Consider the following 22,436-nt stretch of genomic DNA (forward strand, 5'->3'; position numbering starts at 1 on the left):
TATGAGTAAGAAATTATTATTCGTTTTTGCTCATCCTGATGACGAATCCTTTGCGGCCGGAGGGACCATGGCTAAAGCCCATAAACAAGGGCACGAGGTGTATTTAATATGCGTCACTTCGGGCTGTAAAGGGAAATCCGGTGAGTTTCAATTTAGCTCGCGAGAACAGTTAGCATTTCACCGCGAGGAAGAATTACGGAAGGCATGCTCTATACTTGGTGTTACCGGATTATTTTTATTTAGATATCCGGACGGGGCCCTTAAGGATCATGACCCGGACAAACTGGCAGAGCAGATTAGTCAAACAATTATTTCTTTAAAGCCAGATGTAATCCTATCGTTTCCGCTCGATGGGGTTACTGGACATCCGGATCATATTGCCGTTTCCCTCGCTTCAGAAAAGGCCGTAATCTTATCGGAGGCGTATTATCCCCCAGATCAGCTGCCTAAATTTTATTATATATCCGTTCCTCACTATTATGATCATTGCCAGGACGCTGGACCCCTGAGTACATGCATCATTACAGGAAAAGTGGATATCAGTGAATTTAGATTATTGAAGGGACAGGCACTGCAATCTTATAAGAGCCAAGTCTACTCGGTAAACCGGGCCTACCCGGGTGTGATGCAGAACGATTTTACGGTCATTGGGCCTTATGAATACTACACCTTAATTCGTGCCAACGGTAATCAGGTCGACCTGACGGCAGAAAAGTTCTCAAACAAATTAATAATTATCGATTTAGTTGATAAATCTAGTTTTTAATGGATTAAATTACGCGACTTAGTTGAGATAATGGCGAAATTAAAAAGAGTGGGTTTACCAGTAACATAAAGGATCTGGAAGAGGAAAGAACACGGGTAGAGTTGCCTGAATCAAAGAACATGAACTATTTTGAATATTGTTCCGTTCATGATGTCACAGAGATTGAGATTGAGATTGAAGGCACAAAAGTGTTTAATCTTAGTGATTTGCTGAATAGACACCTATTTCAATGCTTGCTGTTACAGGCCGTGCATCAGGAGTATTGGTTTGAGTTTTTTTAATCAAAGGCTCCCTTATTTGATTTTGAGAAGAACTTGATCTTATTCATCATCATACTTTGATATGAGGTGATGATGATGATGTTGAATGAAAGCGAGCTAACAAAATTTATCGATGAAGCTGAACAAGTCTGGTTCGAAGTCTGCTATTCAGACCGAAAAGGAGAGGAGTTGAACCTGAACGGATATGTATTTCAGGTTATAGATGATAAACGTTTTGATACTGTTGAGAAGGTAGAACTATTTTTCAATCAGTATTGGAGTGATAAATACACCAAAACGATGATGTGCAATTTAAAGGTGCTTTCAATTAACGAGGAAACTGCAACCTTATTAGGTGATCCTCCTCAAGATCTGCCCTGTCGAGTGGAATCCTTACGTGTAATAGAATCCACGTCTGATCAGTGTAAAATTCGATGTGTTCTATCATGTGAAACTGATAAAAACCGTGTTATCCATTATACAATCCGGAAATCAGTAGATGACGGGAGGATTAAAATCGTCTCGAGAACAGGGACAAAAGACGATTGTCGTTATCAATCGTGCAAATGCTGGCTGGATTAAAACGCATAATATAATAATGACCCTGATGCCGCGTAATTCGCGGTTTTTTCATTTTATGGATATTTGTGCAGTAATGTGAGCTGGCGGGACCTGGGCAGAAATTACATAAGAGATGGGACGATACTGGGGCGACGGCAGCTGTTCCCTGGTTATTTGAAGTAGCGGGAGCAGATAGTTCATTCGTTTCGAGAGTACCCTCATACCGATCGGCTGCCTTTTCCTTGCTTAAGAGAGGATATCCTCTGCTCATGTAATAAAATTCACACTTCTCTGGTAAGATTCATACTGGACAAAGTAGGGATCCTGTCATATTGTTTTTGTGGGATCATTGAGAAAGAAGGGTATGCCATGTGGAGCCGGTTAAAGCCGAAGAAGATGTATTTGAACATATTTTTGTATTCATGCATTGTCGTGACCTTGCTCACCCTAGTGTTCACGATGTTCTTGAGTCAGCAGTTCGCTCGAAACGCAATTGATGAAATGGACAAATCTAATCAAGAGAAAATGAAGCAAGTTGTTAGAACCTCGGAATTTACCCTGCAGAAATTACGTCAGTTTGCTTTGAAAGTCTATTCAGATGAAAGTATCGCACTCTGGATGAATATGGAGAAAAACGATTATTCCCCATTGTTATTGAGTAAAGCCGCGACAAGTGTAAGGGAATTTATGAGCAGCGAACCCTTCATTCACGGTATTTATTTAATCAACTTCAATATTGACCAAATCTACACATCAGATTCAAGCATCTATACGACGCAGGACTTTTATGACCAAAGTATGTTGAACTACATTAAGGGTCAAAAAACACCGTATCTGCAGTATGTTAACCATGAGGTGGAAGGTGAAACGTATTTGGCTCTTGTTGTACCGGCAGCCGGGCCTAATCAGAACTATCAGGGATTTGTCGCGATTCTGTTCAGTAAACCATTGTTAAATGAGAACATGCTGCAGATCTCGCAGGAAGATCAGAACAAAATTTATATTGAAGGTAAGAATAAGGAGTTTATTCTAGGTAATTTGGAACCTGCGTTAACGCAAGAACTAATGGAAATGGATAAATCGGCAGCGGTACAAAACTGGAAATGGAAATCGGGTAATGAGACTTGGTCCATTCAGACAGAACGGCTGCCTATTGAAGGATGGAATGTTTATCACTTGTCGCCAATCTCTTTATGGCAAGCAAAGGTAACCAAGATCCGGATTGAAATCATCGGTTCTTCGATCTTACTGCTGTTAGCCTTGTTGTTATTCTTGTTCTGGCAATCGTATCGCAGCTTGAAGCCTCTTAGTGATTTGGCCCATCAAATAAAAAGCAAGCTAGGGATAGAGCATCCTATCATGCAGACAAAGAATGCCAATAATGAGATGGCTTGGATTCATTCCGGTTTCCATTCACTTGTTGAGAAAATCGAACAATTGGATATATCGATTAAAAGCAGCAAAGCTTTGGTGAAAGATGATTTCTTACGCCAATGGATTCTTAATTCGAAGTCTCTCAAACCGATTGAAGAGTTTATTAGAAGCCAAACCCGTATTCTCAGCACGGGATGGTTCCGCATGGTTATCATTCGTCTAGAATCGTATGGACGCTTCGAAGAGCAGTATGATTTCGCATCGCGAAAATTATTGCGCTTTGCCATGGGAAACATTATGGTTGAAGTCCTGGCGAACCACGGGTATGCATCGGAAACGGTCGATTTCGGATCCGATCACATCGTGGCGCTCATTTCCACACCTCTTTCAGAGGAAGAGTTGACACAAGCAGTCAGAGCTCTGGAGGACGTGCGGATTCAGATAAGGCAATGGCTTAAGCTAGAAGTGCAAACAGCTGTCAGCTCCGTACTCGATGTAGAGGAGAACCTGTCTATTATTTATACTCAGCTATACGAATTAACGTTAATGAGATTTATAAATAATGAGGACAGGGTGTTTACCTCCGAAGATCTAGAGCGGTATGAACGTGGTAAAGACAGTGATCTTGACGAAGCTTTGCTAAAGCAGGTTATTCACTCTATCCAACTCAAAAATGAAAAGGCGCTTGAAGGCTATTTCGACCAACTCACCTTTCATATGCAGGAGCTAAGCTATGAGGAATGCAAGCTCCAGCTTACCCATATCATTTATTCGATTATGAAGAGCTTCAAGAACCATACAACATTTCATGGGATGAAGAATATCCATCTCTTCCTGGAGCAATTTGGAACCCTCGAGGAAGTAAAATCGTGGATGTACAAGGAGATGCTGCAGATCATAGAGCGGCACAGAAAGAAAAGTGTCTCTCGTCGAAAGGAAGAGGTTGCTGCGGAGATGATTGAATATGTGCGTAACCATCTTCACAATCCGATGCTCTCCGTGGATGACATCGCTGACCATATATCCATGTCGGTGAACTATACCAGACAAATATTCAAGGACCATTTCGAGTGTTCATTGTCCGATTTTATTACAAACCAACGGATAGAGCATGCGGTTAAACTGCTAACAACAACCGATTGGACCGTAGCAGATATAACGGAACAGTCCGGATTTCAAACCAAAAGCACCTTCTTCCAGACGTTCAAACGAGCAACCGGCATGACGCCGAATCAATATCGTATGGAAAAAACATAGGCAAAGGCATAAAATTCGTACTCTGTTTGTTGGAAATTATGTACTCTCCTGATTTGTTACAATTCGTACTGATTGATAGATAACGGACTATACGGAGCATGAACAATCTGATTATGATACAAACACGAGGATGAGCGCGGAATACAGGATGCACAAAGCCGGAAAGCAAAAGCATTGGTAAGGCGCTATACTCGGTTTGTTATATAATGAGGAGGGTTACAACGATGAAATTAAGAAGTAAAGGTTCCATGTTATTGGCCGTGTCCCTTATACTAGCGGGAACATTGGCTGGTTGCAGTTCGAAACAGGCAGCGTCACCCGAAACTGGCAGCCCGTCAGCCTCCGTTGCTGCAAAATTGAGTCCAGTTACATTGAAAATCATGTTTCCTGGAGACCCGCCGGCTAACTGGAATGAAGTCAAGGGGGAGATGGAGCGCCGTCTGGCAGATTCACTCAATGTGAAGCTCAATGTGGTTTTTATTCCATGGGCAGATGTTCTTCAGAAACGACAAGTCGCATTATCCTCCGCGGAAGACTATGATCTGATCTGGGACAATAATCCGTATCAGAACATTGCAGCTGGACTCTACGAACCATTAGACGCACTGATTGACAAGTATGGACCTGAGATAAAGAGTAACCGCTCTGCTGATCTGCTTGAAGCCAACAAGGTAAACAGCAAACTTTACGCGGTTCCGCTTGAAGTGAACTTCATTCGTCCGTGGACGTTTGTTATACGTAAGGACATCCGGGAGAAACTGGGCATTGCTCCGATCAAAAGTTATGATGATTTGGTCAAGTTCATGTACACGGTCAAAGAAAAGACTCCGGATATTACTCCGTATATCCCTAACGGTTCTGAACATGTTGGCTTAAGGATGGCAGGTATGCTTGATCCGAAAGCTAATCTTGCAGCAGTATCGAATTATCCGGGTCTGTATACCAAAGGCAATGATGGAAAGGTCTATAATATCTTTGATAATATGGACCCTATGATCATGAAAAATTTTGAACAAAATTACAAGCTCTATCAGGATAGGATTCTTGCAAAAGATGCCCTTCTGCTCAAAAATGCGGAATTCGCAAAAGGAAAAGCGGCTGTAACAACCTTCTTTGATTTCGGTGTATCACTTAGTACCCGAACTTCTCTAGAAAAATCAGTTCCGGGAGCCACTGCAGAAGCATTCAGCTTGTTTGACCCCAGCATGAAGCTGTCCTCAACGTTCAAAGCAGGAAACTTCATTGCCGTCCCTGTGATCAGTAAAAACAAAGAACGCGCCATTCAATTCATCAATTGGTTGAACCAGAAGGATAATTACGACTTGCTTGCGTACGGAATAAAAGGTAAGAACTGGGAAGATTCGGGCGAAGGGCTTTATAAACCCATCAAAGAAAGCCCTTATGCGGGCATTCCTTTCGCTTGGGGGTGGAATTCCAAGTTAGATCGTATCGATGCCAGCTTGCCTGAAGATGATATCAAGTTGAATAAGTGGCAGAGGGATCCTCATAATTTTACAACGGATATTCTCGCGGGTTTCACCTTCGATCCAAGCCCGGTATCCAACGAAGTCGCACAATTGAGCAATGCGGGCAAAGAACTTTATGATCCGATTGTGTTGGGTCTGGTTGAACCAAACGAGGGGTTAGCGAAGCTTAAAGATAAAGCATATGCCAATGTCAAGAAAATCCAAGTGGAATATCAAAAGCAGCTAGATGCCTATCTGGCCGCCAAAAAGAAGTAAGCGGGCCTATATGCCGGAGACCTTGAATCAAGGTCTCCGGCTGTTTTTGTATTGGTAAACTCCATACTATGTGAGTGATAGAATTCAAACCTCTAAAGACTGTTACAGTTCAAACTCATTGTTAAAATCAAGACTATACGCGCAGCTTTAGGAATGCGTAATATTCAAGTAGATACGAAAGGAAAGGTGAGCAATATGTTTCTGGAACTCAGGAAGAACAAATGGCTGTATGCTATGGCGCTTCCGGTGATTGTGTACGTATTTATTTTTTCTTATTTACCAATGTCCGCGCATCTACTGGCCTTCAAGCAATTTATACCTGCTAAGGGAATATGGGGGAGCAGATGGGTGGGACTCGACAATCTTGTGTTTTTTTTTACAGGTCCTGATTGGTTGGCGGTTACGTTAAATACAGTATTTTTGAATCTTCTATTCATTACGGCAGGTACCGTATGTTCTTTATTAATCGCCTTGTTACTGAATGAAATTAGACATGTGTTCTTCAAGAAGGTAGCCCAATCACTTGTGATTTTGCCGCATTTTATTTCCATTATCGTCGTTAACCTGATGGTCATGAATTTCTTCAATGGACAGGATGGCATGATTAATCGGGTGTTGAAGGATGCCGGCTACCAGACGGTCGATTGGTTTCAGACGCCATCCGTCTGGCCCATGCTTTTGACATTCATATTCGTCTGGAAGGGAGCAGGGTGGGGTTCGATTATTTATTTGGCGACGATAACCGGGTTTTCTGAAGAATATTATGAAAGTGCAAGAATCGATGGTGCCAAGCGTTGGCAACAGATCTGGCATATCACACTGCCACTGCTCCGACCGACCATTATCGTGTTAACACTCTTAGCGCTGGGACGTATTTTCTATGGTGATTTTGGGTTGATTTACGGAATAATAGGAGACAATTCGTTGCTCTTCAAGGCTACGGATGTCATCGATACATACACATACCGTTCCTTGAGGGATGTCGGCAACATGAACAGCTACAGCAATGCGGCGGCAGTAGCCTTATTCCAGTCGGTAATGGGTTTCATGACTATTCTATTCTTCAATTGGGTTGTCCGCCGGGTTGACAATGACTCGAAATTATTCTAGAGAGGAGCTTTCGTATGTTAGTGAAACAACGGGATACATCCCAATGGGCCGTGTCTGTCGCAGCCTATGTATTCATCGGATTCTTTGCCCTGATGTGCCTTATTCCCTTCTGGCTTGTGTATATCGGGTCGTTCACAGCGGAGCACCTGATTGTCAAAGGTTTTCAAATGCTCCCTACCGAATTCACATTTGATTCCTATCGCTTCTTATTCAAGGGAAGCCAGGTGTACCGAAGCGGGTTTGTTTCCATCTTTGTTACGGTAATCGGTACCGCCGGTGCCTTGCTCTTGACTTCAATGTTCGCCTATGTTGCAGCTCATCCGAAGGTAAAATACAGGAATTTCCTTTCCTTTTATATTTATTTCACGATGCTGTTTGCACCTGGTCTGGTCGGCTATTATTTGCTCATCTCCAACTGGTTGAATTTGCGGGACTCCTTATTGGCTTTGATCTTGCCGCACTTGTTCTCCGCATTCAATGCATTCTTGATGGCCTCCTACTTTCGTACGCTTCCGTTTGAGTTAAATGAAGCGGCCACCGTGGATGGCGCGCATGAGCTTTACATCTTCTTCCGTGTCATCTGGCCGCTCTCCATGCCTGTCATTGCAACCATCACCTTGTTCTATGCGCTTACCTATTGGAATGACTGGTTCAATGCGCTAATGTTTATTGATAATCCAGACAATCATCCACTGCAGATGATGTTAAGAAGAATCATTTCTAATGCGCAAAATCTGGATTATTTAAATACGAGTGTGAATATTCCAGTTTCAGCCTCAGGCGTACAACTTTCAACGGTAGTTATCACGATTGGACCCATCATTTTCTTATATCCGTTCCTGCAGCGTTACTTCATTAAGGGGATGACAATTGGGGCGGTCAAGGGGTAGAGGTACGGGTTCACATTTCAAAAACAGGAGGAACAGCTTCATGAATCCATATTTTCGATATTCCCCGCAGCCGGTACTAGAACCGGTTCCCGGGTGTGAGTGGGCCAGCAAAATGGTACTAAACCAGCTATTGTAAAAGATCCTGTGTCCGATAAGCTGCAAATGCTGTTTCGGGCTACGGGGCCATGGTCTCGGACATACACGGTAACCGAGTGCGCGATTATTCCAACGGGTGCATCGAGGATCCGCGCTTCACCGACCGATGTCGCCAGCCTTATTCCTGCAAGAATCCCATATAACGAAACCGTCGATCTTCCTGGCTGCAGCCGAGAATTTGGAGGACTTCGCAACGGATCGGGCAACTCATCGGTTGCTGGCAACCAGTGAATTCCACTGGGAGGACAACCGGATTGGAGCAAGCTGGGCGCCGCTCAAAATTTCAGCTGATGAATGGCTTGTTGCTTATCATGGCAAGAAAGATAGCCATTATGGTTACACGCAATCTTTCTTGATTGTACGCGAGCAGGATAACGATTTTCCGGTTGTCACACATCGTTGCTCTGAGCGCTTAATGTACGCCCGGCAGGCTTGGGAGATGCCGAGTGACTACCCTACGCCTTGCCTGTTTACAACCGGCGGCATTCTTGCAGGAGATGATCTGATCATGTCTTATGGCGCAGCAGACCAGAAGGTGGGCATTTCTTGGGTGAATTTTGCCGAGCTGGTGAAGTATGTGAAACAATTTAACGCTTATGGACAGAAGATAGAGGAGTAATGTAAACGAACCAATATTAAATCGGTGCAAGGAATCGAGAACTTTCGATGAATAGCCGATTTAACCCCATGAATGAAAGCGCTTATATTTTGTGGAGGACTTGATGAAATTGAAAGTAGGTGGTTTATATGTAACAGTAAATCGAACGTTTCCATACATGCGGAAGAATAGCCCTATGCTTTTGAAGCCTTTTTAGAAGAAAAGAGGAGGGATATTTAAATGGTAAAAATATGCAAATGGTATCTAACTCGTATTTGGGCACTATTTATGGGACTTATTATGATAGCAACGTTCATCCCTACTGGAGAAGTTCAAGGGGCCGGGACTCTGCTTAAAACTGGCAATTACAATTACAGCGTCGCCCCAAATGGGGGCAACTCTCCGGACAAGGGAGTAACCGGTTTGATCTCCTCAGCGAGTGGCGTATTGCTTGACGGATCAACCACAACGTATGCCGGATTCATGGGGAGCGGTACGGGTACCCCAGGAAGCGTGCAGGTCGTTTTTGACCTGTTGAAGGATTATCCTTTAGACAGCATAAACGTCGTGCTGAACTCACCGAATTCGTTTTGGGGATTTAAAGAGTTTACGATCAAATATCGCCCGGAGGCTTCGGAGTATTACTATATTGCTGGCAAACACACCAGAACGCCAGTAATAACCTCAACGAGCCCAAGCTCAACTTGGAACTATTCGGTCAACATACCGATGTCGAACAAGACGGCCAGATTTATTATTATCGATATTAAGCGTCCTCATGACTTTCAGCATATCCCTCTCACCGAAGTTCAAATTTATAAAGGGAGCGGACAGGAAGGCGTGAATCCGGGGCCCGCGCTTACTGCGGAACAAATGGCTCTCGAACTGAACAAAGAAAGCTTAACGGCAGAAAATTTGCTGAAAACCGGCAATTATTTTTACAGCCACGCTCCGAATGGAGGCAGTCTCCCTGATAAAGGCATGACCGGGTTGGTATCCTCTAGCAATGGTGTGTTGCTTGACGGGTCAACTGCAACCTATGCCGGATTTATGGGGAGCGCGACTTCCCCAGGGACGATACAAGTGGTATTTGATCTGTTGAAGGACTATCCGTTGGACAGGATAAACCTCGTTCTGAATTCACCCAATTCTGCTTGGGGATTTAAAGAATTTACGGTAAAATACCGCCCTGAGGCTGTAGAGGATTATTACTATATTGCTGCCAAGCACATCAGAACACCAGGAATAACTTCAACGAGCCCAAGCTCAACCTGGAACTATTCGGTCAACATACCGATGTCAAACAAGACGGCCCGATTTATTGTCATCGATATTAAGCGTCCTCATGCCTTTCAACATATCCCTCTTACTGAAGTTCAAATTTATAAAGGGACCGGACAGGAAGGCGTGAATCCCGGACCAGCGCTTACTGCGGAGCAAATGGATATCGAACTGAATAAAGACGGGTTAATGGCAGACAAGTACGGGCAGTGGGTTTATGAAACCTGGCCGGGAAAAGTAACATCCGACGAGCAACTACAGCAGGAATATACGAGTGAGGCGGATGCGCTGTCCGATGTTTCACTGAATCTTACTAAATACGATCCTTACGGCGGGATTAAAAGTGGAGGCGGTTACACCGGCAGCGGTTATTTCAGACTTCAGCAAATAGATAACAAATGGTGGTTTATTACCCCGGATGGGCATAAATTTATTCTAAAGGGCGTGGATGCTACAAGTATTTGGGAGTGGGGATACGGGACACCGCTTAAAAAAGCTGACGGTACCCCAAGAGGGGTGTTCGAGGAACTTCCTGATTCTACGGCTTATGCTCCTGCCTATATAAATGATTCCAACGGAGAAAGAGTAAGCTTCGTCATTGCCAATATTATGCGAAAATATGGCAGCAACTTCGAGTCGAAATGGGAGGATATCACAAAGAAGCGTTTGATCGATTGGGGCTTTAATGCCTTTAGCAAATGGACCAAACCCACCAATATTACGTTTCCATATATTAATGTTCTGCAAGACCCCGGTAATTTAAAAAGGATTCAATGGACTTACGATGTTTTTGACCCGCAGAGTGAAGCGATCATCGAAACCGCATTGACTCCACAGCTAGATAAAGCAAAGAATGACCCGTGGCTAATCGGTTATACTTACGACAATGAGGCCGGATGGACAACCGATATTGTAAAAGAGGTACTGACATATAATTCGTCGTCTGCGGCTAAAAGCGCTTTCGTGAATTTTCTTGCACCAAGGTACAACAATGATCTTACTGCCGTTAACCAGCTCTTGGGTACGAGCGAGGCATCGTTTGACGAGTTAAAGAATACTCCGATCAATATGGCCAATGTGCCTGCTGCGGATGTATCGGAATTTATCAAACTGGCATCAAGGACGTATTTCTCAACCGTCAAAAATATCATCAAAAGACATGATACGAATCATCTGTTCCTCGGTTCGTCCGTAGTTCCTACCTGGCGTACCAGTCTGGAATGGGATTCGGCGGCAATAGAGTTTGTAGATGCATTTTCAGTGGACAATTACACGAACGATCCAAGTTGGATTTCCAGATATGAAGCTTTTGGAAAACCGTTATTGAATCTGGAATATACATTCAGTACTACCCAGCGTGGGTTGTCACCCGTGAATGGAGCTACAAGTGTGGCTAGTATAGCGGATAGAGGTATGGCCTACAAATCTTTTGTTGAAAGTGAAACTTTACATCCTTTGTTTGTTGGATCAGGCTGGTTTTCTTACTTCGATCAAGCGGTTACATGGCGTAAAGACGGCGAGAATTTCAATATAGGCTTAGTAAACCAACAGGATCAGCCCTACACGGATATGGTCAATATCATGAAGACTGTCAATGCCGGTTTGGAAAATGTACATGATTATGGGATAAACCTGGCATTGGATAGGCCTGTCACAGCCAGCTCCTCCATGTCTGCTTCTTTAGACGTCGAGAATGCATTCGATGGGAAGACAACTACGAGATGGGGATCGAACTATACCGACAATGAATGGATCTATACGGATCTTGGCTCAATGAAGACTGTAAGCAGGGTTAGACTTAACTGGGAGACAGCATACGGTAAAGCATATAAAATTCAGGTGTCGGACAATGCTGTAGACTGGACCGATGTATATAGCACCAATACAGGCAACGGAGGTATAGACGATATCTCTTTTTCCGCAACTAGCGCAAGGTTTGTCAGAATGCTGGGTATACAGAGAGGTACCGGCTACGGATATTCTCTGTGGGAGTTAGAGGTATATGAACAGCCTGGAGCAACACAGGATGATATTCCGCCGGTTACGACCGATGATGCACCTACTGACTGGAAGAATACGGATGTAACGGTAACGCTGGACGCTACTGACAATCAATCCGGTGTTGAAGACACGCAATACCGGAATAATGGCGGAGAGTGGCAGCCGTATTCGATCCCGATTACCGTCTCCTCTGAGGGTAATACCGTTCTGGAGTATATGAGCGTCGATAAAGCCGGAAACGCAGAAGCCTTGAAGAGCCTGTCTATTAACATAGATAAGGCGGCTCCGGTCACTACAGTTGAATTACCTCCGGCCAATGACAACGGATGGTATCTTTCGGATGTAAAGATGGCCTTAATTGCTTCTGATGCGTTATCCGGTATCCATCATGTTCAATATCGGATCAATGGCGGCCAATGGCAAAACTATGATAATGCTATCGACGTTACGGATGAAGGAACAAATACGATAGATTATCAAAGTAAGGACAAAGCAGGAAACACCGAAGACCTAAAGAGTGTAATCGTGAAACTGGATAAAACAGCACCGGAGATACAAATGAATCCGGATAAAATCGAGCTGTGGCCAGCCAATCACAAAATGGTAACCGTAACAGCAGGAACGTACAGAGAGGTAGACCCGATATCTGGCATTCAGTCTATTATTTTAGAATCCATAACCTCCAACGAACTGGATGATGGTGTCGGAGATGGAAACACTTCGCAGGATGTTCAAAATGCGGACTTTGGTAAACCGGATTTTACGTTTGATTTGAGGGCTGAGCGATCCGGGAACGGAGGAGGACGTATATACACTATTACTTACAAAGTTACGGATTATGCAGGTAACGTGAGAAATGTAATATTGAAGGTAAATGTCCCGAGGAACCGAGAGCAAGGATGATCGGATAAATAAAGTTCATAGAGAAACTATCTTTTTGATTCTTGTTTGACCGCCTTTCCTAAAGGGTAATAAGTACAAACAAGCATGATATCCTACAGGAGGTGTTCCATTATGGAAGCAAACAACACGTTTCACGAAGTTGACGAGGAAATTGTTCTCCAAAAGCAAGGCAACGCCTACATCCTCAGCACACTGTCAGGTAAGGTCGGCGAGATTACTTACAGGCTGGTCGATACCGGAACTTGGGTGATCGATCATACCTATGTGGACCCGCGCTACCGTGGTCGTCAACTGGGTAAACAGCTGCTGGATATGGTCGTCCGCGAAGCCCGCGACAACGGGCGCAAAATCATTCCTTCCTGCTCTTTCGCGTTGGAGGAATTCAAAAAAAACGCAAGTTATACCGATGTTTGGGAAAAAGGTGAATCATCGAGCGAGCTCTCCGACCCGTATAGCTCAGGCAGTGCCATGATCGGGCGATAGGAGTTCGATACAAACAGGCTCGCGTCCGACAGGATGCGGGCCTTGTCATTTATGGGATAAAGTTCATGTCAAAACCAAATTTTCTGGAACTGTATGGTAGAATAGAGGTGCAATATTTTGAAAATCGATTGCATTTAATGAAACCATGAGGAGGATTTGAATGCCTATTAACTTCCACGAAAACAGAAACAGAATGACCTACACAACAAGAGAAGCTGATGTATCCTGGATTTCTGCATCACAAGTTACGGGCGTAGACTTTTCTGAAGAAATGGTAAAAGGTGCTTCACAGAACTGTAAGGACTGCAAAAACGTAACGCTTTTGCAAGGAGATGCTTATGATACGAGGCTTCTTGGAAGTAAGTACGATATTATTTTAGAGAGAGCTTTCATTCACCATCTAGTTGACTTAAATAAGTGTTTTAAGGAAGCAAATCGCATTTTGAAGAAGCGAAAACCATCTTAGAGGTTATTTTTTTGAGAAGAACGTCGACATGAATCTACTAATGTACGAAATGCACTTGAATCTAATGGATTTAGACTGCTTAGCTACCGAAAGGAATATTTTGTATAAAAATCGAATACAGGGAGATAACAAAAAAGGAGAGTGACTTATATGGAGATTGAAATCATTCAAACTGACAATATCTCAGCATTTGTTGGGGTAAGGGCGAGTGCTAATATGTCTAATTTAGGAAACAACATCAAAAATGCATATGATGAATTGGTAAGAAGACAAAATGAAATAAAAAACATTAAGAATCCAAATGTGACATATGGAATATCACCTCCAAATTACAAAAGTAACAATGGAACAGTTGATTTTTATTTTTGTTTTGAAGTGGAACCTCTTGAAAACTTACCGCATGGAATGGTCCATATACATTTATTGCCTCGTACTTACTCATTAACACGTTACAAGGGATTGGCTAGCCAGACGGTAACAGCTTATGATTTCACTACTAAATGGCTGAATGAAAACGGTTACAAATATGATGATACAGCTTATTATTTGGAGAGATACGACGAGAAAACAATAAGAGATTTAAATGATGAACGGAATGAAATGAAAATATTCTGTCCTGTAAGAAGAAATGAGCATTACGCCCCCTCGAAATGATTTAATTTTCTCACGCAAGCTTCTGTATGCCTAGTTATTCGCGCTACATTACCGCACAGGAGTTGTGACTAACAAACGACTTTTTCTAAATTCATCAATTTGGGGGTCAGTAATAATAATTTTGCGTGGGTCCGAAACTCTAGGCACTGGTGCATGCATGGCCGATCTCATGTGCTAGTATCCAAGGATTTGATTTCTGTAAAGCCCCTGCAACAAGCCAGATATACATAGAATAATTTTTTTCAGAGTTCCAAAAGTAACTGTTGTTCCTAATAGAGAGGGATTATCAACAAACTTTGCATGAGGAACTATTATTAGATTTGCCAATGGTCTACCTTCGATGGTTTGTGGTGGGCGAAAGCGTTGACTTCTGAACTGTTGAGGCTAACCGAAAAAATGCACTAGGCCGCGAGGCTAGTGCAAGTAAGAGACTGATTATTTCCAGAAGTTAAACACTTGAATGGAGGTGACTTTTATGCAGATCAGCAGACTTTTCGGTATCGTTTATTATTTGCTTGATAAAAAAGAAAGCACTGGGAAAGAACTTGCAGACCGTTTTGAAGTGTCGGTCAGAACAATTTATCGCGATATCCAAACATTAAGCAGTTGCGGTATACCGATCTATACGAATCAAGGCAAAGGCGGAGGCATTGTTATCCTTGATAACTTTGTACTAAATAAGTCGGTGCTCTCCGAAAAGGAGCAGGAGGAAATATTGCTTGCTCTGCAAAGTCTCTCGGCGGCGCAATATCCAGATATTGATTTCGTTCTTTCACGATTAAGTAATTTTTTTCAGAAGAGCGATGTCAATTGGATTGAAGTGGATTTTTCCCCGTGGGGAAGCGATGAAAGAAATAAAGAAAAATTCAACGAGCTGAAAATGGCAATTATCAGAAAGCAGATCATTACGCTCGAATATTTTAATACTTCAGGTACGAAAAGCATGCGCAGGCTTGAGCCGATGAAGCTAATTTTTAAGGATAAGGCATGGTATTTGAAAGCGTATTGCTACGATAAAAAAGCCTTCAGAACGTTCAAAATATCTCGCATGGCTAATATCGAAATCACCGACGATGTATTCGAGCAAAGAACACTGGGTGAGTCCACAGCTGAACCGGAACATAATCACATTCTTGAATTCATTGATATTCGGCTAATAATATCACCAGCAGGGGCGTATAGAGTTTACGATGACTTCAATGAAAAAGAAATAACGAAACACGAAGATGGATCTTTTACGGTTCATACATCTATGCCTACAGGGGATTGGCTTTCAAATTATCTTCTCTCTTACGGCCCGGTTATTGAATCGATAGAACCTCAAAGTCTGCGAAATACTGTCATAGGCAAAATGGAGGTAATCATGCAAAATCTGAATCGGATAGACGAAATTCGATAGATCAAAGAGAACGAATTTACCGGACCGAATCAAACTGGGTGCTGATATAAACTCATTTTACAAAAGCGTTGAATAGATTTTCATCCAAATAGTAAAAGAATAAAGATAGAAAAAATGAAGTTAATATGACACGCTGTTGTCAAGTTATATATGATAATCTTAGAGCGTGTTATAACAAAAAGGAGGAGAACTTATGAAATACACCGTAATAACAGGAGCCAGTTCCGGCATTGGGTATGAAACTGCGCTCGCCTTCGCTGCGCGTGGCAAGAACTTGATACTTACTGCACGCAGGAAGGAGAATTTGGATGAGCTTCGCTCTCGCATTCAGCAGCTTCATACCGATGTTGACATCGTCATTCATGCCACAGACCTCTCTATCGCCGCAAATGCTTTCTCACTATACGAAAGTTTGAAAACGTATGAGATTGAAACGTTGATCAATAATGCGGGTTTAGGAAATGGCGCTTCCGTCGGAGAGCAAAATTTAGACAAAATCCAGCAAATGCTGCATCTAAACATAGAAGCACTCACGATACTAAGCTCCCTGTTTGTCCATGACTATGCCAGCGTGGAAGGAACACAGCTGATTAATATTTCCTCGGCTGGCGGGTATACCATCATTGGCGATACAGTCACATACTGCGCAAGCAAATTTTATGTCAGTGCATTTACCGAGGGGTTGGCACAAGAATTAGCGGGAAAGGGGGCTCGCATGAAGGTAAAGGTTCTCGCCCCATCTACAACCGAGACAGAATTTGCGAAGCGTTTTTACGACCTTGAACATTTCGAGTACTCGGGTGTCTTTCCGAAGTTTCATACCGCTGCACAGATGGCCGAGCTGCTCCTGAAGCTCTATGATGGCGACAAGGTAGTTGGAATTGTCGACGGTTACACGCATCAGTTTGAAATGAGAGACCCAATCTTCCCTTATTTCAGTTTGTAAATACAAGTCTCACAAGGGCGTTCGCGAGTCGCGGAGTAAATGCGTGCCCGTCTTTGAATAATAAGTGAAGATCTATAACAAAAGTGGTTGAACAGGAGTAGACTCCTGTTCAACCACTCTTACAGGAATATGCGAACCTAAATGTTCGAATTATTTGGAGCGGTTGTCGCAGCGGCCGCAGCTGTGATAAGACTGAACTAGACAATTGAACCGTACCGAATACTAGGTGAGTTTATGTTTTTGGATGTATGCTGTAAAAGAGCTACTTTCTATCAGAAAGTGGCTCTTTTACGTTGAGCCGTTAGTAAACTAAAGAGGCACGCAGCCGGCAAAATGATCGTTTGCCTTTCTAAACTACCGGGCAAGACTACCACAAAAAAGAGATTAACCTGAAAGATCTGGTGACCTCATAATACGGATAAGGGCAGGTTAAATGTCCAGTTTTCCTAATTCAAGAAGGAATAACGCATTGTACACACTATTGTTGGTCCAGATAATTTGTTTCGATGTCATCGGGAAGCTCGGTATTTCTCCTCCTCCGTGGTATTGTTGTGTGACTACCAGCGTATTTGCCAACGAACGAGCTTTTGCAAGGTAGACATGTTTACCTGTAATCTCATATGCCTTGGCGTATACACGCATGACAACTGCAGTAGCGCGGGCAACGAGAACAAAACCAAACTGTTCGATAACCGCCGGAGTGATCCAGGAATCGACAGCGTACTGCGAATACTTGGCCGGTCCTCCTGGGAACCCTAGTGTCTTCCAGCCATCGGTAGGTTTCTCCCAAACGATAAATTGATCTTCTACAAAACGCAGCAGCTCTTCGGCTGTTTGAATGCGTTCCATTTGTCCTTCATGATTGGATAATAAATATAGTGCTGTATCAGCCGCTTGCTCGTAAGCCATTTTACGGTAAGGGATTTTGATTTGAACGTCTTCAAATTGGGAGTCCCAATGGAAGCCCTTGACAGGATTATCAATCAGCCATTGAGCGAGCTGTTCCGCCAGTGTTTCAAATTCGTTTATGTTGTATTGCTTCTTCAACCGCTCAAAGAAAAATAATATCCATGTTGGAATCACTGCCTTTGATTTAATTTCCTCGCCGGTGTAGCGATTGACGACCAACGGCCATGTGCCATCTGCACGCTGGATTTTGGCGTAAGTACGTGCCATTTTTAACGCCGTATGAAAGTACCGCGTTTCTTGCGACACGTCATACAGATCCAGAAACCCGAACGCGGCTCTCACTGGCTCGCTTAACATCATGTAGTCGATGTTCTCTTGAGCAACCCTAAAGTGCCAATCGTCGACTTTATTTTCGGGATTCACCCAATAAACGGGAGTAAAATACTCAAACGGATTGCCCTCAGGTTCGGCATGTTCGATTAAAAAATCGGCCATTCTGCGGGCGATCGTAAGTGCGTCATCGGCTTCCTGCACAGTTTCCGCATGTTTCGAAAAGGCCACCATACCTCGGATCGAAGCACCGATCTCTTTAGATGCGAAGCAATTAAGAAACATCTCTGGATCAGGCTTTCCTTCTTTCAGCCAGTGCTGGAATCTGTCATGCATAAACAACCCGCGCAGTCCATCTAAGCCGGCTTCCGTATAGGAGAGAGGCGGCGGTTCGTTGTAGGGACCATTAAAAATAGGTGCCCGATAAAAAGCCAACTCGCCGGCAATACCAACAGCTTTCTCATTGGAAGCATCTATTCCTTCTACTTTCAGGTTCACCTGACCATGCGGTACATCGTTCCAAATAGGAGTTAATGGCGCCCAAGGCACCTCGGCATGAAAGGATCGGAGTATCCCCCCCTCCGAAATGACGGTGAACCTGTAAGTAGTAGCTTCAGGTACAAGTGGTAGGTCAAAAGCTGGTGCATAGACGAACCGTTTTGCAAATTTATTCCAGAATGGACTAACGCTTGGTTCACCGGGTCTTAGCGGTTTCCGCGTTTCTTGCATCTGCTCAGTTAAAAACGATCCCTTTTCCATGTAACTGCCTCCCTTTATGAAAGAAATTAGTATTCAAATGTGCATGAAGAATAAAAGCAATCAAATACTGGAGTACATTAGCTGAATCCCGGTAAATAAGAGAATGCCTAAGCAAATGCAGCGAAACAACACCTGGTTGATGTACTTGAACAACCATTGTCCAATAACCATGCCGACAGCTACGATAGGGACAGAGAATCCTACGGATTGCCAAACTTGTATTGAAGTAGGTGTAAAGATGAGTTGAAGGATAGCGCTAACAAAATATACAAAAATGTAAAAACCCAATGTTGTGCTCCGCAATGTTTTCTTGTCAACAGATGCCGCCGAAAAATAGACAAGCAGCGGAGGGCCTGGAATACCTATCGCGGTAGACAGGAAGCCCGAAAGGCCTCCGACCAATCGATCTTTCCTATTTGACGGTTTAAATTTAAAATGAAACATGAGCAGGATCGTAAAAAGAAGAATAAAAATACTGACAGTTATTTTTAATGTTTCTACCGGTATAAATAAAAAAATGAGTAGTCCAGCAGGCAGACAGACCAAACTGCCGAGTAGCAACCTCTTTAGCAAGCCTTTGTCAATCTCCTTATGAATTTTGTAAAACATCATCAAGGAAAGCAAGAGAGAGAGAAGGGTGTTGATTTCAACCGCTTCATGGACATCATAGATGAAAAGCAGGAAAGGTACGGTCATGATGGAGAAGCCGAAACCTGTGCTGGCTTGCAAAGCGGAAGATAGTAAGATAATGAGGAAGAGCAACCCATATTCCTCCATCTGTTAAACCAGCCTAGAATAGTGGTTCAGGATCATTTGCTTGCCAGTTTCAATATGGTCTTTAAGGTTCTGTAGGAGCAGCACACGGTCGCCTTGCCGAATTGCGCGAACAATTTTTAAATGCCGGCTTTCAACTTCGCCTTTCACCACCGGGTGGTTGTGGATTCTGCCGTAGGATTGGAATAATTGGATTCTCGATTGAATCATGTTCCATATTTCCATCAGCAACGTGTGCTCGCTTCGTTCATAGAAAAGTCCGTGAAAATGGACGTCAAGCTCCGCTACTTCTTCGAACTTGCCGGCTTGAGTCAAGAGATCCATATTTCTGGCGAGTGATTCCAGCTTATCGCAATCGGACGAAGTCATTCTAGGAAACGCCAGCTCAACAGCCATCAATTCAAGCGGGATTCTGATACTGTATACTTCTTCAATAAAAGCTTCCGTGATCTGTACGACATTGGTGCCTTTGTAAGGGATGACATGAATAAGTCCCTCGGTTGCAAGCTGATTGAAAGCATGCCTCACGGGGGTGATGCTCACATTCATCGCTTTGGCGAGATTAGCTTCAACGAGGCGTTCTCCCAGCTTCAGTTCCCCGCGAAAAATGGCTTTTCTCAAAGTTTCCGCTACCTTTTGGCTGGTGCTTCTTTCATTAGCGATCTGCAAATCCAACTTTTCCACAGAATGATCACTCCTAACGAATCGAAAAATAAAATTGACAAATTTAAGGAGGAGACTTACAGTGATAATATATCATGCATGATGCATTATTTCAATTAAAAACATGCTTTTACTTTTCTGTAAAGAGGGTGTTTTTCTGAAAATTATCGGCTTAGAAGCGAAAGTTGTGAAAGTCAGCCGGGAATTGGAATCTTTCAGCGGGACGGCCGGTACTCCGGGTACTTTTGTGCAGATGGCAGGCGGAACAGCCTCGGATTACGGTTGGACCAAAGAATATTCTTCGTTGTATTCCAAAAAAATAGAAAGCCTCCTTGTGAAAATTACGACCGATAAAGGCATAGTCGGCTGGGGGGAGGCGCAGGTGCCTGTCGGCCCCGAAGCGCCGCAAGCATTGGTTCGACAGGTGTTATCTCCTCTCCTCTTGGAACAGGATGCGCTCCAGATTGATGTCCTTTGGTATCAAATGTATAACTCCCTACGGGGGAGGGGACACCGTGACAGCTTTATGATGGATGCGATCGCTGCGGTTGATACTGCTTTGTGGGATATTGCAGGCAAATATTATAACCAGCCTGTTTACCGGCTACTGGGTGGAGCTTTCCGGGATTCTATTCCGCTCTACCAATCCGGGTTAGCAGGCAATTCGATTGAGGAGAAAGTAGCTTCCGCACAGGAGGCTGTGCGTCATGGCTATAAAGCAATTAAGGTTTACATCGGCAAAGGTATAAATGAAGACGTTTCCATTATGAGAGCGATCCGCAAGGGTGTGGGTGAAGACATCACGTTAATGGCAGACGCACTCTGGATGTACAATGTGCACGACGCAATCCGGTTAGGAGTCGAATTGGAGAAGCTTGACGTGGCATTACTGGAAGCGCCAACTATTATGGAAGACGTTCAGGGTCATATCGAAATGACAAGAGCATTGAAATTGGCCGTAGCCCAAGGAGAAACAGAACGAACCCGATATCAATTTTTGCCGTTTCTAAGAGAAAGAGCGCTTGATGTTATTCAGCCGGATATCGGCCGAACAGGGATTTCCGAAGGAAAGAGAATTCTGACGTTGGCCGAAACCTTCAATATCCCGGCCGCGATTCATATGGCTATCGGCCAATGCGTCTACGTTGCGGCTTCCGCACATGTCGCATCCGCAGTCCCGAACCTGCTGTGGTTGGAAATGAACCCTCTGGTGTTGGAGATGGCGAACAAATTTCAACGAACGCCGTGGACGGTCGTAAACGGAACGCTGAAGGTGCCTGACCTCCCGGGACTAGGTGTAGAGGTCGATGAAGAAGCGCTTCAACGTTATTGCGTAGAATAACTGTTCAAGAGGGTGTGATGATATGAATCTTAGGGGACAAACGGCGATCATTAGCGGAGGGCTTGGGGACATCGGACGTGCGATTGCGTTGGAACTGGCTAAGTATGGTGCAAACGTATCGCTTGGGGATGTAAACTCTTCAGATCAAGCGGAATCATTTCTTGAACAAATCAGGAGCCTGAACTGCAACGCCATGTACGTCAAGACGGACATTCGCAATCCCTCGGCTGTGTCGGACTGGATCGATAAGACCGCCACTGAACTAGGAGTACCTTCAATTATCATTTCAAATGCGGGAATTGTTACAAGAAAATCTTTTTTGGATATGGCGCCGGAACAATGGGATAACGAATTTGCAGTTAATGTTGGCGGGGCATTAAACATGTGCCAGTCTGCTGCCAAATTGCTGATTCGTCATGGCCGTCGGGGCAACATTGTTCTGGTAGGAAGTTGGGCAGCCCATCGCCCCAATACGGCCATTCCCGCCTATTGCGCATCCAAGGCTGCTCTTCGCATGCTAGGTCAAGTAATGGCCATGGAACTGGCCGGTCATGGGATTGTAGTCAATGAAGTGGCGCCAGGGGCGGTTAACGCAGGTTTGTCCGCTGCAAACTTACAAACTATGGCGCCAGAGCAGATTAAAGCGAAAATTCCGGTCGGCACATGGATCCAGCCGGAGGAAGTTGCCTGGCAGGTTGCCCATTTGTGCAACCCACGAAACGTTAATATGACAGGCAGTGTTGTTGCTTTGGATGGGGGACTTTCCATGACCAGCAAGTGGACATAGGCACTGGGAGCTAAGCATAGCTGCA

At 43.9% G+C, this 22,436-nt stretch carries 19 protein-coding genes; 16 read left to right on the forward strand and 3 right to left on the reverse strand.

Features of this window, described 5'->3' with window-relative positions; translation table 11 throughout:
- Nucleotide 1: 1 nt before the first annotated feature.
- The 14 genes from AC58UW_RS19430 (at nt 2) to AC58UW_RS19495 (ending at nt 16,847) form a co-directional block, all read left to right on the forward strand.
- Entirely contained in the window at nt 2-766 is a 765-nt protein-coding gene (locus tag AC58UW_RS19430) for a PIG-L deacetylase family protein (RefSeq protein ID WP_497422256.1), read from the forward strand.
- Between the two features lie 119 nt (nt 767-885).
- Nucleotides 886-1,047, forward strand: a complete 162-nt coding sequence (locus AC58UW_RS19435; protein ID WP_497422257.1) for a hypothetical protein — start codon at nt 886-888, stop codon at nt 1,045-1,047.
- 75 nt (nt 1,048-1,122) lie between these two features.
- Nucleotides 1,123-1,608: a hypothetical protein gene (locus AC58UW_RS19440; RefSeq protein WP_497422258.1), complete on the forward strand. Its 486-nt coding sequence runs from the start codon at nt 1,123-1,125 to the stop codon at nt 1,606-1,608.
- Between the two features lie 348 nt (nt 1,609-1,956).
- Nucleotides 1,957-4,218, forward strand: coding sequence for a helix-turn-helix domain-containing protein (locus tag AC58UW_RS19445; protein ID WP_497422259.1), 2,262 nt, complete (start codon nt 1,957-1,959; stop codon nt 4,216-4,218).
- 224 nt (nt 4,219-4,442) lie between these two features.
- Entirely contained in the window at nt 4,443-5,960 is a 1,518-nt protein-coding gene (locus tag AC58UW_RS19450; protein ID WP_497422260.1) for an extracellular solute-binding protein, read from the forward strand.
- Between the two features lie 153 nt (nt 5,961-6,113).
- Nucleotides 6,114-7,070 (forward strand): ABC transporter permease, encoded by a 957-nt coding sequence (locus AC58UW_RS19455; protein WP_497422261.1) that lies wholly within the window; start codon nt 6,114-6,116, stop codon nt 7,068-7,070.
- Between the two features lie 14 nt (nt 7,071-7,084).
- Entirely contained in the window at nt 7,085-7,960 is an 876-nt protein-coding gene (locus AC58UW_RS19460; RefSeq protein ID WP_497422262.1) for a carbohydrate ABC transporter permease, read from the forward strand.
- A 232-nt stretch (nt 7,961-8,192) separates the two neighbouring features.
- Entirely contained in the window at nt 8,193-8,735 is a 543-nt protein-coding gene (locus tag AC58UW_RS19465; protein ID WP_497422263.1) for a glycoside hydrolase family 130 protein, read from the forward strand.
- Between the two features lie 219 nt (nt 8,736-8,954).
- Nucleotides 8,955-12,899, forward strand: a complete 3,945-nt coding sequence (locus AC58UW_RS19470; RefSeq protein WP_497422264.1) for a discoidin domain-containing protein — start codon at nt 8,955-8,957, stop codon at nt 12,897-12,899.
- 111 nt (nt 12,900-13,010) lie between these two features.
- Nucleotides 13,011-13,382, forward strand: a complete 372-nt coding sequence (locus AC58UW_RS19475; protein ID WP_497422265.1) for a GNAT family N-acetyltransferase — start codon at nt 13,011-13,013, stop codon at nt 13,380-13,382.
- Between the two features lie 160 nt (nt 13,383-13,542).
- Nucleotides 13,543-13,848, forward strand: coding sequence for a class I SAM-dependent methyltransferase (locus AC58UW_RS19480; protein ID WP_497422266.1), 306 nt, complete (start codon nt 13,543-13,545; stop codon nt 13,846-13,848).
- Nucleotides 13,849-13,998: 150 nt separating this feature from the next.
- Entirely contained in the window at nt 13,999-14,502 is a 504-nt protein-coding gene (locus tag AC58UW_RS19485) for a GyrI-like domain-containing protein (protein WP_497422267.1), read from the forward strand.
- 475 nt (nt 14,503-14,977) lie between these two features.
- Entirely contained in the window at nt 14,978-15,901 is a 924-nt protein-coding gene (locus AC58UW_RS19490; RefSeq protein ID WP_497422268.1) for a helix-turn-helix transcriptional regulator, read from the forward strand.
- Between the two features lie 193 nt (nt 15,902-16,094).
- The gene (locus tag AC58UW_RS19495) at nt 16,095-16,847 is read left to right on the forward strand and encodes an SDR family NAD(P)-dependent oxidoreductase (RefSeq protein WP_497422269.1); all 753 of its coding nucleotides are present in this window, start codon (nt 16,095-16,097) and stop codon (nt 16,845-16,847) included.
- A gap of 429 nt (nt 16,848-17,276) precedes the next feature.
- On the opposite strand, the gene AC58UW_RS19500 is transcribed toward AC58UW_RS19495, so the two are convergent.
- From AC58UW_RS19500 to AC58UW_RS19510, 3 genes are read right to left on the reverse strand one after another with little or no spacing between them, the layout of a single operon-like run.
- Entirely contained in the window at nt 17,277-18,845 is a 1,569-nt protein-coding gene (locus tag AC58UW_RS19500) for a hypothetical protein (RefSeq protein WP_497422270.1), read from the reverse strand.
- Between the two features lie 60 nt (nt 18,846-18,905).
- The gene (locus AC58UW_RS19505; protein ID WP_497422271.1) at nt 18,906-19,607 is read right to left on the reverse strand and encodes a sulfite exporter TauE/SafE family protein; all 702 of its coding nucleotides are present in this window, start codon (nt 19,605-19,607) and stop codon (nt 18,906-18,908) included.
- 18 nt (nt 19,608-19,625) lie between these two features.
- Nucleotides 19,626-20,303 carry a GntR family transcriptional regulator gene (locus tag AC58UW_RS19510; RefSeq protein WP_497422272.1) on the reverse strand — a complete coding sequence of 226 codons (678 nt, stop codon included), beginning with the start codon at nt 20,301-20,303 and terminating at the stop codon, nt 19,626-19,628.
- 103 nt (nt 20,304-20,406) lie between these two features.
- On the opposite strand from AC58UW_RS19510, the gene AC58UW_RS19515 reads away from it, so the two are divergent.
- Together AC58UW_RS19515 and AC58UW_RS19520 are read left to right on the forward strand one after the other, a co-directional pair.
- A complete protein-coding gene (locus AC58UW_RS19515) occupies nt 20,407-21,624 on the forward strand; it encodes a mandelate racemase/muconate lactonizing enzyme family protein (protein WP_497422273.1) in 1,218 nt (405 codons plus the stop codon).
- 22 nt (nt 21,625-21,646) lie between these two features.
- Nucleotides 21,647-22,411: an SDR family NAD(P)-dependent oxidoreductase gene (locus AC58UW_RS19520; RefSeq protein WP_497422274.1), complete on the forward strand. Its 765-nt coding sequence runs from the start codon at nt 21,647-21,649 to the stop codon at nt 22,409-22,411.
- Nucleotides 22,412-22,436 lie beyond the last annotated feature (25 nt).

Source organism: Paenibacillus sp. J22R160 (assembly GCF_059692135.1).